The 13,558-nt window shown below is 65.4% G+C and carries 12 protein-coding genes; 5 read left to right on the plus strand and 7 right to left on the minus strand.

Annotated features, from left to right (window positions below):
- Window positions 1-69: 69 nt before the first annotated feature.
- Window positions 70-744, minus strand: coding sequence for an HAD family hydrolase (locus CHB65_RS12565; RefSeq protein WP_089385423.1), 675 nt, complete (start codon window positions 742-744; stop codon window positions 70-72).
- Window positions 745-823: 79 nt separating this feature from the next.
- Between CHB65_RS12565 and CHB65_RS12570 the strand changes: the two genes are divergently transcribed.
- From CHB65_RS12570 to CHB65_RS12580, 3 genes are all read left to right on the plus strand, one after another.
- A complete protein-coding gene (locus tag CHB65_RS12570) occupies window positions 824-1,888 on the plus strand; it encodes an NAD(P)/FAD-dependent oxidoreductase (RefSeq protein ID WP_089385424.1) in 1,065 nt (354 codons plus the stop codon).
- Complete coding sequence (locus CHB65_RS12575; protein ID WP_179213658.1) at window positions 1,885-2,331, plus strand: universal stress protein; 447 nt, start codon at window positions 1,885-1,887, stop codon at window positions 2,329-2,331. Before CHB65_RS12570 ends, CHB65_RS12575 begins: the two co-directional genes overlap by 4 nt.
- A gap of 109 nt (window positions 2,332-2,440) precedes the next feature.
- Window positions 2,441-3,583 carry a CBS domain-containing protein gene (locus CHB65_RS12580; protein WP_089385426.1) on the plus strand — a complete coding sequence of 381 codons (1,143 nt, stop codon included), beginning with the start codon at window positions 2,441-2,443 and terminating at the stop codon, window positions 3,581-3,583.
- Window positions 3,584-4,057: 474 nt separating this feature from the next.
- Here CHB65_RS12580 and radB read toward each other — a convergent pair whose 3' ends face one another.
- From radB to CHB65_RS12605, 4 genes are all read right to left on the minus strand, one after another.
- On the minus strand, window positions 4,058-4,795 hold the full coding sequence (radB, locus tag CHB65_RS12590) for a DNA repair and recombination protein RadB (protein ID WP_245809970.1): 738 nt from the start codon (window positions 4,793-4,795) through the stop codon (window positions 4,058-4,060).
- Window positions 4,796-4,954: 159 nt separating this feature from the next.
- Window positions 4,955-6,250 carry an ABC transporter substrate-binding protein gene (locus tag CHB65_RS12595; protein ID WP_089385428.1) on the minus strand — a complete coding sequence of 432 codons (1,296 nt, stop codon included), beginning with the start codon at window positions 6,248-6,250 and terminating at the stop codon, window positions 4,955-4,957.
- 159 nt (window positions 6,251-6,409) lie between these two features.
- Window positions 6,410-8,584, minus strand: a complete 2,175-nt coding sequence (locus tag CHB65_RS12600) for a DHH family phosphoesterase (RefSeq protein ID WP_089385429.1) — start codon at window positions 8,582-8,584, stop codon at window positions 6,410-6,412.
- A 64-nt stretch (window positions 8,585-8,648) separates the two neighbouring features.
- A complete protein-coding gene (locus tag CHB65_RS12605) occupies window positions 8,649-9,188 on the minus strand; it encodes a YIP1 family protein (protein WP_089385475.1) in 540 nt (179 codons plus the stop codon).
- A 190-nt stretch (window positions 9,189-9,378) separates the two neighbouring features.
- Between CHB65_RS12605 and CHB65_RS12610 the strand changes: the two genes are divergently transcribed.
- Entirely contained in the window at window positions 9,379-9,834 is a 456-nt protein-coding gene (locus CHB65_RS12610) for a type IV pilin (protein WP_089385430.1), read from the plus strand.
- 45 nt (window positions 9,835-9,879) lie between these two features.
- Here CHB65_RS12610 and CHB65_RS12615 read toward each other — a convergent pair whose 3' ends face one another.
- The gene (locus CHB65_RS12615) at window positions 9,880-11,013 is read right to left on the minus strand and encodes a Gfo/Idh/MocA family protein (protein ID WP_089385431.1); all 1,134 of its coding nucleotides are present in this window, start codon (window positions 11,011-11,013) and stop codon (window positions 9,880-9,882) included.
- Between the two features lie 23 nt (window positions 11,014-11,036).
- The gene (locus CHB65_RS12620; protein WP_089385432.1) at window positions 11,037-12,008 is read right to left on the minus strand and encodes a sugar phosphate isomerase/epimerase family protein; all 972 of its coding nucleotides are present in this window, start codon (window positions 12,006-12,008) and stop codon (window positions 11,037-11,039) included.
- 227 nt (window positions 12,009-12,235) lie between these two features.
- Here CHB65_RS12620 and CHB65_RS12630 point away from each other — a divergent pair, with 227 nt between their 5' ends.
- The gene (locus CHB65_RS12630; protein WP_089385434.1) at window positions 12,236-13,555 is read left to right on the plus strand and encodes an ABC transporter substrate-binding protein; all 1,320 of its coding nucleotides are present in this window, start codon (window positions 12,236-12,238) and stop codon (window positions 13,553-13,555) included.
- Window positions 13,556-13,558: the final 3 nt, after the last annotated feature.

The raw sequence follows: 13,558 nt of genomic DNA on the forward strand, positions 1-13,558 counted from the left end.
CCCGTGAAAAACACTGTCGGTGGGGCCGTCCTCACGTCGCCCCCCGCGTAGTAAACCGACCCCATCCCCTCAGATCGAGTCGATCGGGGAGCGTCCACAGATGCTGACGAGGTCGTGGAGGTCGTCGATCTCATAGGTCGGCTGACAGCTGAGTTCGGTGGAGCGTCGATGCGGGCGTCTGATGAACGCCGAGTCGATACCGGCGTTGTCGGCGGCGAGGACGTCCGATTCGTTGTCGCCGACGAACAGCGCGGTCCCCGCATCGAGGTCCTCCAACGCACACTCCAGATAGTACGGCGAGGGCTTCTTCCGCGAAAGGCTGGCGATCGACGGCTCGCGGCCGTATGCGGCGTCGAACCGATCGGCGAGCCCGAAGTGCTCCAAGACGAACTCGACGGTCGCCTGCTGGTTCGAGGAGACGACCCCCAGATCCGCATCGAGAGCCGATAACACGCCCACGTCGTCGTACGGGGTCTTCCGTCCGCGACGGACGTCGGCCATCTGTGCGAGGCTCGCGCTCTCGTCGCGGATACGCCAGAACTCCGCCGGGTCGAACCCATATCGCTCCGAGACGTCCCTCAGCGTGGCTGGGTCCACGCCGATCGCCATCTCGTCGACGTGTGCGATGTCCGGGTCGTCGACGCCGATGCGGACGAAGGCCTCGAAGGCGGCCTCCCGGAGCGTGTCGAAGGGCGTCCGTCCGACCAACACCCCGTCGTTATCGAAGACGACGGCGTCGTACATGCGTTCCGGTGGCTCCCTATCGTCAAAAGGGTTTCACTCGGGTCGATACGTCCTTGTGGGTTCGGGCCGGATGGAGCATATGGGTGTTCGACTCTGTGTCGTCGGCGCCGGCGTGGCCGGCGCGGGCATCGCCTACGCGCTTCGGGCGGCCGACGTCGACGTGACCGTGCTGGAAAAGAGCCGCGGCGTGGGCGGCCGGGCGGCGACCCGTCGACGGAACGGCCGTCGATATGACCACGGTGCGAACTACCTCAAATCGACCGATCCGCGAACGGCCGATCTGCTCGATGCGATCGGTCCTGAGGGGCTCGTCGACGTCACCGATCCGGTCTGGCTCTTTGGCGCCGATGGGGACGTGCGTCCCGGCGACGACCGCGACGAGCATAAGTGGAGCTTCGAGACGGGGATCACTCGGCTCGCAAAGCGCCTGTTCGCTCGAACCGACGCGACGGTACGAAAGACGACGCGCGTCGAGTCGGCGACGCGAACGACGGACGGGTGGACGCTTCAGGACACGGACGGGGCCGAACACGGTCCCTTCGATGCGGTCTGTTACACGCCGCCCGCGCCGCAGACGGCCGAGTTGCTCGCGGAGACGACGATCGCGACGGACATCGCGGAGGACGTCGACGGGGAGGACCTCGAAGCGTTCCGGGACGCCGTCGCATCGGTACCGTATCGGACGATCCGGACGCTCGTGTTGGGCTATGACGAGCGGATCGAGCGGCCGTACTACGCGCTGTTGAACGACGATCGCGAGCATCCCGTCGGCTGGCTCGCCCGCGAGGAGTGTAAGGACGGTCACGTCCCAGACGACGAGAGCCTCCTCATCGTCCAGATGAGTCCCGCGTGGTCCAGCGAACACTACGACGATCCGCTCGCGGATGCCGCCGCCGTCGCAGCCGATCATGCCGCCGACCTCCTCGATTCGGAACGTGTGCGCGATCCGGATTGGGTCGACGATCAGGGATGGCGATACGCCCTCCCTGACGACGGGATCGACCCGACCGCCGCCCGGACGGCGGAGCCGCTCGGCCTCTTCGTCGCCGGCGATTGGGTCGCCGGTGACGGGCGGGTACACGCCGCGTTGTGGGACGGGATCGAAACGGGCGAACGGATCGCGACATGGGGGGGCGGGCGATGAGCCGGACGTACTTCGTTCCTTTCGACGGATCCCCGCTTTCACGGACCGCGCTTCGACGCGCCGGGGAACTCGCCGCCGACGAGACGGCGGTGCTGGCGTTCATCGTCGTTCCACACGGGAACACGAGCTGGGCACGTGAGCGTGACCTCCTCGAACCGGGCGAACAGTACGACGCGGACGCGATCATCGAGGCCGCGGAAACGGCGGTGTCGTCCATCGCACCGAAGGCCACCTTCGAGCACGCGTTCGTCGGGAAACGAAGCGTCAGCGGCCGAATCGCCGGCGTCATCAGACGACGGGCGGCGGAGGCGGACGCGGACATCGTCTTCCTCGGAAGCGAAAACGCGGGGCACATCGTGACCTCGGTCGCGGACGTGGCGCCATCGGTGGCCGCGACCGGATCCTACGACGTGTATATTGCCCGCCGATCGGATCCGGCGTGACAAACGGCAATCCGGCGGCTTCTCGGACCGGTGAGAGTGACTGTCAGCCACGCGGACGGCTGAAAGCCCCAGTTTCAATACCCGGCCCGACATAGCTCCGAACTGGATCATGAATATCGCTGATATCGCGGTGCCGGAATACGTCGAGGTCGACGTCGACGAACGGCTCGCTAAGGTTCGGTCTATCTTCGAGCGGGAAAATCCAAAGGGCGTCGTCGTCACCGAGGACGGCGAGTACGCCGGCGTTGTCGGTGAGAAACAGCTCCTCCGATCCCGAATGGAGGATGACACCAAGGTCTCCGTCGTGATGAAAACCGCGCCGTCCGTGAGCCGTCACGAGCACGTCCGTGAAACGGCCCGTCTACTCGTCGAGGGCGATGTGAAGATCGCCCCCGTCTACGAGGGTGAGAAGCTCTACGGGATCATCACCGTCGATGCCATCCTGCAGGCGGTCCTCGACAGCCTCGATGCGATCACCGTCGATCAGGTCGCGACCGAGGACGTCATCGGCATCAATCAAAAGGATCGCGTTGGACAGGCGATCAACCGGCTCCGCGAGAACGGCGTCTCACGGCTTCCCGTGCTCAACGACGACGGCCGGCTCACCGGCGTCGTCACCACCAACGACATCGTCGAGTTCGTCGTCCGCGATCAGGAGCGACAGGGTAGCGGCGACCGCGCAGGCGACATCGATCGGATGCTCGACCTTCCCGTCTACGACATTATGACGAGCCCAGCCATCACGGCGACCGCCGGCGAGACCGCACAGCGCGTCGTCGAGCGGATGTTCGAAAACAACCTCTCGGGACTCGTCGTCACGCCCGACGGCGACGACGGGATCGTCGCCGGGATCGTGACGAAGACCGACGTGCTCCGGGCGCTCACGTTCACCGAACAGGAATCGATGGACGTCCAGATCACCAACGTCGACCTCCTCGATACGACGAGCCGGGAGCATATCGTCGAATCCATCGAGCAGGTCGCCGACAAGTACGCCGCGATGCAGGTGATGCACGCACACGTCCGGTTCCACCAACACAAGGAGAAACTCCGCGGCACGCCGCTTATCCAGTGTCAGATTCGGCTCAGAACGAACGAGGGGCAGGTCGCGGGATCCGGGGAGGGATACGGCTCCGAGCACGCCTTCCACGTCGCACTCGACAAGCTCGAACGCAACGTCCTCGAAATAAAGGGAATCAGGGCGGACGAGGAGTACCGCGGCCAACTCCTCAGAAAGCTCGGCGACCTGTAACCGACCCCTGCCTACTTCGCTCGGTCTGACGACCTCGCTCGTTGAGGGAGGGGCTTTGATGTGGGACTCGCCGTCAGTTGTCGCCGGGGAGGAAGGTCGTTCCTCGCCCGTACCGAACGACCTTCGGGGTCGGCGTCCCCACCATTCGGGGCCGGGCTACTGCGGCCCGTGATACCGGCGACTTGTGCGACGGTATCACTAGTTAATTGTAGGGCGGCCTCCCGAAAAAGTGTATCGGATAGCGAGTCGGCTGGCAGAAACCACAGTGTCTGTTTCCCATCATGTCGGTTTCCTCCCCGGCCTACTCGCATCGTGCTTCCGACCAGTCGGAAGCCCTCGCTCCTTGAGGCCGGGGGCTCCACCTCGAAAGATGCCGAGACCCGAGCGATCGCCTGAGAATCCGGCACCCCGTCGTCGCCACCCGTCGGTCGACGGCGGTGTCGTCGGTCAGGTATGTACCGTCCGAAAGGTCGATCAGGGCGCTGCGCCGTCGGTCAACCCGTCCTCGACGATCCGAAATCCGGCGCTGTCACCGGCGGCTTTCGATCGATGTTTTTCGAGGGTCGCCCGGCGGTTTCCGCCACGATAGCGGTCGACACGCAGGATCGTTCCCGTCCAGTGTTCGAGCGTGTTGCCGCCGAGTCCACGGACCCGGTCCGCGTCAGGGTCGGTGAACACCTGATTGGTGATGACGACCGCGAGGTCGTACCGCCTCGCCAACGAGAGGAGATGGGTTACCTGCCGCGTGACGGCACGCAGCGAGTCCCCGCCCTCGACGTCGTCGGCGCGTTCCAGCCGATAGAAGCCGGTCGCGGAGTCGAGGACGATCAGGTCCACCTGCGTCGCGAGCTCCTCGGCGTCCCGGACCGCCTCCCGCTGGTCATCGAAGTCGTACGCCTCGGTGATGATCAACCGTCCGGCGATCGTCTCGATCGAGTCCTCGCCGTTCCCGACCGCATCATCGCCCCCGGCGGTCCGGTTTTCATCGACGCGGGCGGCCGCCAGTTGACGGAACCGCTCGATCGAGAGCCCTTCGGTGTCGATATATAGCACGCGACCGCCGGAAGCGGCGACTTCGACGGCCGCGGCCAGCGCGAGGTTCGTCTTGCCCGCCGCCGGGGGGCCGTATAACTGGGTGACGACACCGCGTTCGAACCCCCCGCCGAGGAGGTCATCGACCGAGGGACAGCCGGTCGGAATGGGATCGCTCACTATCGCATGTTTGTCCCGTCCGGTAGATAAAGAATCCGTCCGAACGCGGCGGGCATGTTCGTGAGATCGGTGCCTGACACGCATTTCGTCGGCCAGGACTCGGTGTGCTATCGGACGGTCAAAAACGGTGATGCGGTGGATTCGAAGCGAGGAGGTCGATCAGTTCTCGACCTCGACGGTTTCTTGGACCTCGAAGACACCGTCGACGACCCGGGAAATGTCGTAGGACGCGGAGGCGACGTCGCCGTTGTCGTCGAAGATGACCTCGGACGCCGCGCCCTGATACTCGATCTCCTCGCCGGCCGCGGCGAGTTCGACCCCCTCCGCGAGGTTTTCGGGGGTGATGAGTTCACCGCCGGGGTCGGTTACGGGACGGATCGCATCGCGGATCGCGGTCCCGTCGTTGTCGCCGGCCGCGGCGTTCGCGAGCACGAGCGTCGCGGCTGCGTCGTACGCCTCCGCGTTGAAGACACCGGCGGAGTCGCCCCACTCCGCCTCGTACGACTCCCGGAAGAATTCGACTCCCGGTCCGGCCGCAGCGGGTGCGGTCGCCCAGACGTTCTCCATGTCGTCGCCGACCTCACCGGGGAGGTCGTCGTCGATGAGTCCGTCCGTAACGAGGATCGGGAGGTCGACGTCGTCCTGGAAGCCGTCATAGTAGTCACGGAACAGCTGGATCCCCGACTGCGGGAAGCCGATGACGAAGAGCAAGTCCGGGTCGTCATCGAGCGCGTTCTCCAACTGCGAGCTGTAGGAGGGCTGTTCGGGTTCGAAGGAGACGCGATTCAGTGCTTCACCACCGTTCCCCTCGAACGCGTCCACGAACGCCGCCTCAAGCGCCTGTCCGTAGTCGTCGTTTAAATAGAGCGTCCCGGCCGTCTCCGCACCGAACTCGTCCATCGCGAAGTCCGCGGCGACCGGTCCCTGAAGCGCATCGGAGATGGCGGTCCGGAAGATGTAGCCGTCGTCATCGAGGTCGGTGATCGCCGGCGAGGTCGACGATGGCGACATCCCCACCACCTGATTTGGAATGAACGATTGCCGGGTCACCTGCAGGGTCACGTTCGAGGCGGCCGCCCCGACGATCGCCGGATAGCCGGCATCGACGAGCGAGTCGGCCTCGCTGATCCCGGCCTGCGGGTCGGTCTGGGTGTCGCCGGTCGCGAAGTCGAGGTTGAAATCCACTTCGCCGTCGAGTTGCCGGGCGACGAGTCGGGCACCATCCCTGATCCCAACCCCGAGCGAGCCGAGATCGCCCGTCTCCGGCATCAGGATGCCGACCATGATGTCGCGGAGATCGTCGTCGCCGTCGTCCGCCGCATCATCCGCGCCGTCGTCCTCTTCGACCCCCTCGTCGCCGCCGAGGCAGCCGGCTATCGATGCGGCCCCGACGCCTGCGCCGGCCGCAAGGAACTTCCGCCGATCGATTCGTTGGGTATCGGTATCACGCGACATGGGCGCTTAGAGACGACGGTTAGGTATAAATATGCCGTCTGTTCGTGCTGTGATGGCTCCCACCTCGCGAAAAATAAGCACGACTGGAGCGTTCAGAGGCCTCAAAACGGGATAAGGGATCGATCGAACACGCCCAATGCGTCTCGCGCACCGAGGCCGTCAGAACTGCTCGGCGACGGCGTCGACGATGGCGTCCTCGACGGCGTCGCGCTCGCCGGCGAGGAACTCGATCTTGCCCTCGCGAACGCCGGCGGTGGCGATCTTCGCCTTCGGTACCTCCTCGGCTGCCCGGTCGGCAACCTCGCGGATCGAGAGGTCCGCGGTCGCCCGCACGTACAACTCGTCGGTGCCGATCCCGACCGTCGCGAACGGCTCGCCGTTCGCGTGACGGCGGTGGAGGTCGCTCAAGAGCAGGACGGTCGGTGGGAAGTCGAACCGGTGAGTGTACTGGTCGGTGTCGAGGACGGCGAACTCGACGCCGTCTTTGGACTCCGAGACGATGTTCTCGGTCGCCGTCTCGACCTCCGTCTGCAGTTTCTCACGGAACTGCTCGGAGATGTGTGCAGCGAGGTCGCCGCCGTCTTCGAACAGCAGGTCGGTCACAAGTTCGCGTTTGTCCTGATACGACTGGTAGTACGCCTCCAGCGCGATCGCCTCACGAAGCTCGGCGATCCGTTCGACATCGTAGCCGGCGTCATGGGCCAGATCGACGTATCGCTCCGGCGCGCCCTCCCAGTAGCTCACCGCCGGGAGGTGATGGAGGTCCGCACGTACCTCGTCGTTGACCGCGGAGGCCATCGACGCGGCGAGCGCCGCCGTCGAGAGGTCGTCATCGACCGCGGCGAGCTCCGGGGAGACGAGCGTCTCGACGGCGTCGCGGGTTTCGGGGTCCGCCACCGCGGCGTCGATGACGATGGCGTCGGCCCCGTACACCGACAACAGGCCCAACCCGTCAGCCGATTCGACCGTCGAACCGGTCCCGAGGAGCACGAACAGCGGCAGCTTCTCGTCGTGTCGGTCGCGGTCCTGCAGCATCCGGGTGACGTCGTTCGTCGCCGCGTCCATCCCGTAGACCGGGTCCTCAAGCGGCCGACGGGTGAAGTAGTGATACTCGGCGTCGGTTTTCGCGTGTTCGTTCCGGATCAGCGGCAGCGTCGCGCGCTCGACCGCCGCCCCGGCCACGTAGCCGTCGGCGGTCGCGGGATGTCGGACGACGATAGGGCGCGATTCCAACACCGCCCGGCGGATCGCCTCCGCGGCGTCGAGAAGTCCCTCACCGAGTTCGGCGACGGCCTCGTCGCCCGCGAGCGGCTGCAGGCCCTCCGGACGTGCCTCGTCCGCGAGCGCATCCGCGAGACGCGTGTGGACCGTGTCGGCCTCCTCGCCATCGAGCAGGACGAGACCCTCGGTTTCGAGTTGGATCTCGCCGCGGCGGCTCTCGACCTCGCCGGTGATACGGACGACATCGCCGACGACGACGTCTGGATACGCGCGAACGCCCGCCTCGACGAACGCTGCCACATCGACGACGCCGGTCTCGTCGCGGATTTCGAAGATGGTCGGGCCGCCCGTCTGTCTCACGCTCACGACTTCACCTTCGATGCGGACTGCGTCCCCCACCCGCTCGGAAAGCGTCTCGATGGCCGCGCGCTCCGTGACCGTTGCATCCGCGTGTGAGCTATCGGCGTCCGCTGACTCCTCAACAGCATCGACAGGCACTTCCGGTTCGACCGCCCCCTCTGCGTCGACCGACTCCACCGGATCGACTTCCCCGATCGAGTCGGCCGACTCCGCCGGGTCGACTTCCTCGATCGAGTCGGTCGACTCCGCCGGTTCGGTTTCCACGATCGGTTCGGCGGCTTCTGTCCCCTCGGCCGCAGCCGGTTCACCGTTTTCGGACGTCGTCGTCTCCGGCTTCGAATCGTCCTCGGCTTCCTCCGGCTCGGTGGCCTCCTGGACCGGGTTGCGGTCGACGTCGCCGTCCTGTATCAACACGCCGCGGAACTCCCGTTCGGCCTGGCGGATCGACCACGTCAGGTCGATGTTCCCGTTGTCGCGGACGCCTTTGACCTGCACGAACACGTCATCGCCCGGCTCCCAATCGAGGCTTTCGAGGCGACGATCGATCTCCGAACGGTGGAGCAGACCGGTCACCCCGGGGGCGACATCGATGAACACGCCGAACTCCGCGTAGCCGTCGACAGTGCCGCGGTAGAAGCGATTCGGTACGAGCTGATGCGGGGAATCCCCGCGGAAGTCGAATACGACGTCCTCCTCGTGTGAGCTACAGATGTGCCCGTCGACGGGGACGCCACAGATGAGACACGATCCCATTTGCATATACCCAGTAGTTCACGCTTAAAACGGTTGTCGAAAGCCTGCCGAGACCGGCGGCCGATCATCCAGCGAGGAGCGTCCGGGCCGCGGCGACGGCCCGATATCCCACCCCGTACCCGAGAAGCGCCGGCGGCGTGGCCGCGACCACGGCCCGGATCGTCGTCGTGGCGTGAACCGACCGAAGGCCGAGTATCAAAAGCAGGCCCGCGTAGATCGCACAGGCAAGTCGAAGCGCCGGGACCGGCGGTCCCGCCAACGCCATCGGGGCGCTCGCGTACGCGACCACCTGGACCGTCTCGCTGACCCCCCCGCGTTCACGGAACGTGATCCCCTCACCGTACTCGAGGCTCGCGAACAGCAGCGAGACCGTCGCAACCGCCGCCGTCAGGTGTAACCCGACGGGCGCGACGAGCGCGACGACGAGCAGCACCACGACGATCGCCGAGAGCGCAGGCGGCTCCGCGATGGAGGGAACGACGCTCGGATCCACCACCATCCAGCCGAGGACGTAGCACCCAGCGACGACCACCGCGAAGGTCAAGCCGGGCGCCTGATCCCCGGGACTGACCGCACGTTCAAAAAAGCGGGTCGGGCGGATCATCACCGCGACCCACGCGCGGAGCAACCCTCGCGGTCCGCGCTGTCGGCCGATCGCCCGATTCGAGGGGGTTGCCACATTCGGGGTTCGGACGGGGAGAATAACGGCGTTCCGGTTCAGGCGCGACGCCAAATTATCAGAGATGAGTGTTTGACCGAAAGCGGTTATATATGCGCGAGTGAACGGCCACTGGATGAGCCGCTTCCGAGACGACCGACGGGGGTTTACGCCGATGGCGGGCACGGGCCTGTTGATCGGCGTCGTCGTCCTTCTTCTGGCGGTCGTCGGGGCGGCGGTGTTCGGGTTCATCGACGGGGTCGCCCCGCCCGAGGCGGAGATGGAGATCGATGCCGGCGGGGGTGAGGTGACCATCACCTACCTCGCGGGCGAGCCGATCCGTGCCGATGAACTGTACGTGCGCGGGGACGACCCGGACGATGGGGTTCAGTTCGGGGGATGGCCGGCCGACGGACTCGTGGAGCCCGGTGACCGGATCACCGTGGAGGGGGCGACCGGCAACGAGGAGGTCGAGGTCGTCTGGAACCCCGCAGCCTTCGACCGGCAAAAGACCCTCGAGTCGTACGACCCGGACGAAGCGGAGCTGGAAGGATGGGAGGAGGACCCCTTCAATGAGGGATTCGACGGCTGAGCGACCGGAACGACGATCTCACCGGAGCGTGACCCACCGACGATCTCACCGGAGCGTGACCCACTCGTCACGCGCGTCGGACCGTTCTATCGCCTCAAGTACGCGCTGAACCTCGTACGCCTCCTCGAAGGAGGGTGAGAACTCGTCACCCTCCGCGACCGCCATCAAGAACTCGTAGTTCTCGTGGACGAACGTGTGTTCCCAGCCGAGGACGTGGCCGGGCGGCCACCAGCGATCGACGTACGGGTCGTCCTCGTCGGTGACGAGCATCGTCTCGTAGCCACGGCCGCCATCCCGCAGGAGTTCCAGTTCGTTGAGCCGTTCCAGTGAGAACCGAAGGCTTCCGTCCGATCCGTGGACCTCGATCGTGTGATCGTTTTTATGTCCCGTGGCGAACCGGGAGGCCTCGAAGCTCCCCATCGCGCCGGATTCGTAGGCGAACTGGGCGGTGTAGGCATCATCGACGGTGACGTCCCGATGTTCTACCACGTTGCCGGCGTCGTCATACACCGGGCGTTCGTCGACGAAGGTTCGGAGATGCCCGGAGACCCGCTCGATATCGCCGACCGCGTCGCCGACGAGGAACGACGCGAGATCGACCGTGTGTGCCCCCAGGTCCCCCAGCGCACCGGACCCGGCGAGGTCGGCATCCATCCGCCACGCCCACGGCGCCTCCGGGTCGACGAGCCAGTCCTGCAGGTAGCGACCCCGAACCTGTCTGATCTCGCCGAGTTCTCCCGCCGCGATCAGCTCGCGTGCATAGCGGATCGCGGGGACGAATCGATAATTGAACGCACAGCCGGCGGGAACGTCGGCGTCCGCGGCGGCCGCGCGCATCGTCTCCGCGCCGTCGAGCGTCGGCGCGAGCGGCTTCTCACAGAGCACCGGAACACCGGCCTCCAGCGCGGTCACGGACGGCTCGACGTGGAGGTGGTTCGGCCCGAGGTTGTAGAACACGTCGACCTCGTCGATGGCGGCCTCCCAGTCGGTCGCCGTGTTGGCGAAGCCGAATCGGTCGGCCGCCGACGCGAGCGCTTCCTCGTCGCGTCCGATGAGCGTGTGTCGCGCAACGGTCGGTGCGTCGGGGAAGAACATCGGCAGCCGCGCCAGCGCGTTCGCGTGTGCCTTCCCCATGAATCGATACCCCAAAACGCCGATCTTCAGCGGTGTGTCAGTCATGATGAATTCTGCTTAAATCCCGTTCACTCCGCCCAGTACGCCTCGCCCGGTTGCGTCTCGAAGACCGCACGCTGGAGAACGTCGACCGCTTTCTCCAGCCCCTCCCGTGAGGACGTGAGCGAGTCCTCGTGTTCGATCGAGAGCGCGCCCTCGTAGCCGACCATTCGAAGCGTCGAGACGAGATCCTTCCAGTGGGCCTCGTCGTGGCCGTACCCGATGGACCGAAAGAGCCACGAGCGATCCGGCTCCTCGGTGTACGCGGCCGTATCGAGCACGCCTTTCACCCGGGCGTTCGCGTCGTACACCTTGGTGTCCTTCGCGTGCACGTGGTGGATCGCGTCATGGTCGCCGAGGTAGCGGATCGCCTCGGTGGCGTCGATCCCCTGCCAGTAGAGGTGGGACGGATCGAAGTTCGCGCCGACCCGCTCGTTGGTCGCCTCCCGAAGTTTCACCAGTCCGGTGGGCTCGTAGACGAGCATGTTCGGATGCATCTCGATGGCGACGTCGACGCCGTGGTCGTCGGCGTAGGCGGCAAGGTCGGCCCAGTAGGGTATCGCCACCTCGTCCCACTGATATTCGTGCGCGTCGGCGTGTTCGGTCGGCCACGGCGCGGTGATCCAATTCGGGGTCGAATCATCCGGTGCGCCCGCGGGCAACCCTGAAAAGCAGGTGACGACGTCGACATCGAGCTGATCGGCCAGCTCGATCGCCTCTCGGAGCTCCCGGTCGGCCTCGTCCGCACGGTCGGTATCGGGATGCAGCGGATTGTTATGGATCGCAAGCGCCGAAATACGGAGGCCGTACTCGTTCAACAGCGCATCGAGTTCCTCCTGTGCGCGGTCGTCATCGAGGACCGCCGTCCGGTCGAGATGTGCCTCGCCCGGCCAGCCGCCGACGCCGAGTTCGACGGCGTCGACGCCGAGCCCATCGAGATACGCGAAGGCGTCCGCTATCGATTCCTCACCCAGGGGAACGGTCAGCACGCCGATGTCCATGGTCGTGGATACAACTACGTCTCGAATAAATCTTCAGGAACCGATCCGGATCGGCACCGAGACGACGGCGGCGATCACCCCGCTCGGCCGAACCTCCCGGCGGTCATGACGTGACCGATGTATGTGGCCGGGTATCCACGCGTCGATCGGCGGAAAACACGCCGGATGGTCGGCTCGCACGACCCGTATATTTATGTAATATCGTCGCTCACCGTTATTCGTTAACAATGGAAAAAGATCAACGTAAAATAGAAAACAAGAATAATCAGCGGTCGCCGATCCGAGCATCTTCGGAAAGGAACTCCAGGGTCGGCCGGCGACGATTCCTCCAGTCCGCCGGCGTGGTCGGGGCCGTGGCGCTGGCCGGCTGTGCGGATGATGATGAGGACGTCGTCCGACTCGGCGCGACGTACATCTTCTCCGGGTTCGCCTCGCTGTACGGCGATGAGGCGGAGCGGGGCTTCGAGATGGCCGAGGAGGAGATCAACGAAAACGGTGGCATCAATGGACAGGAGTTAGAAATAATCCAGCGTGATACCGAAGGCGACGCCGACAGCGCGATACGGCAGATGAACAGCCTCGTCGAGGAGGATGGGGTTCATGGCCTGTTCGGCCTCGACAGCAGTGGGGTCGCACAGGCGATCGCCCCACAGGCCGAGGATATCGGCATGCCCTACATGGTGACGCACGCGGCGACGCCGTTCCTCACCTCGCCAGTCGGTGAACACGACAACTCGGTCGGCAACGACTACGTGTTCCGCAACTGCAACAGCCTCGCACAGGACATGTTCGGTGCCGCCCGTGTAGCCGAGGAACTCGACGCCGACGAGTGGGCCACGATCGGCCCGGACTACGCGTTCGGCTATGAGACGTGGGACTACTTCCGCGACTTCTGTGAGGGACTCGGCGTCGATGCCGAGTTTACCGAGGAGCAGTATCCGGCGTTGGAAACAAGCGACTTTTCGCCGTACATCAGCGCGATCCTCGGTGCGGAGCCCGACGGTGTGATCACGCCGCTTTGGGGGGCCGACCTGACGACGTTCGTCAGCCAAGCTGATGACGCGGGCTGGTTCGACGCGATCGACTACACGCTGTTCAGCGTCGGGATGGGAACCGACCTCCCAGCCGGCGGTCCGCTTCCGGGGGGACAACACGCGTCGACGCGGTATTCACCGTTTACCCCCGAGACGGACGAAAACGAGACGTTCCGTGAGGCCTATTATGACGAGTACGACACCCTCCCGACGTACAACGCCGAGGGCGCGTATCGCGCCGTCTATATGTACAAGGAGGCGATCGAATCGACCGGGAGTACGGATGCGGACGACCTCGTCGACGCGTTCAACGGGATGGAACACTCCGGACCCGTGGGCGACTACCGGCTCGAAGAACGGACGAACCAGGCCGTCGTTCCAGCTATCTGGGGTGTCGTGAGCTACGATGACGGCTGGGAAAGCAACGTGCTCGATCCGGTCGAAGTCTACGAGGCCGGACCCGAGGAACTTGAGAGCGCGCTCGAGGGATCCGACCTCCCAACCGGGGTCTAGCCT

It is taken from the genome of Halorubrum vacuolatum (assembly GCF_900188065.1).
Taxonomy (GTDB): Archaea; Halobacteriota; Halobacteria; order Halobacteriales; family Haloferacaceae; genus Halorubrum; species Halorubrum vacuolatum.

Bases quoted from the DNA above. Each gene is read 5' to 3' on its own strand.
- CHB65_RS12565 (WP_089385423.1), bottom strand. From the start codon at position 744: ATGTACGACGCCGTCGTCTTCGATAACGACGGGGTGTTGGTCGGACGG.
- CHB65_RS12570 (WP_089385424.1), top strand. From the start codon at position 824: ATGGGTGTTCGACTCTGTGTCGTCGGCGCCGGCGTGGCCGGCGCGGGC.
- CHB65_RS12575 (WP_179213658.1), top strand. From the start codon at position 1,885: ATGAGCCGGACGTACTTCGTTCCTTTCGACGGATCCCCGCTTTCACGG.
- CHB65_RS12580 (WP_089385426.1), top strand. From the start codon at position 2,441: ATGAATATCGCTGATATCGCGGTGCCGGAATACGTCGAGGTCGACGTC.
- CHB65_RS12595 (WP_089385428.1), bottom strand. From the start codon at position 6,250: ATGTCGCGTGATACCGATACCCAACGAATCGATCGGCGGAAGTTCCTT.
- CHB65_RS12600 (WP_089385429.1), bottom strand. From the start codon at position 8,584: ATGGGATCGTGTCTCATCTGTGGCGTCCCCGTCGACGGGCACATCTGT.
- CHB65_RS12605 (WP_089385475.1), bottom strand. From the start codon at position 9,188: ATGATCCGCCCGACCCGCTTTTTTGAACGTGCGGTCAGTCCCGGGGAT.
- CHB65_RS12610 (WP_089385430.1), top strand. From the start codon at position 9,379: ATGAGCCGCTTCCGAGACGACCGACGGGGGTTTACGCCGATGGCGGGC.
- CHB65_RS12615 (WP_089385431.1), bottom strand. From the start codon at position 11,013: ATGACTGACACACCGCTGAAGATCGGCGTTTTGGGGTATCGATTCATG.
- CHB65_RS12620 (WP_089385432.1), bottom strand. From the start codon at position 12,008: ATGGACATCGGCGTGCTGACCGTTCCCCTGGGTGAGGAATCGATAGCG.
- CHB65_RS12630 (WP_089385434.1), top strand. From the start codon at position 12,236: ATGGAAAAAGATCAACGTAAAATAGAAAACAAGAATAATCAGCGGTCG.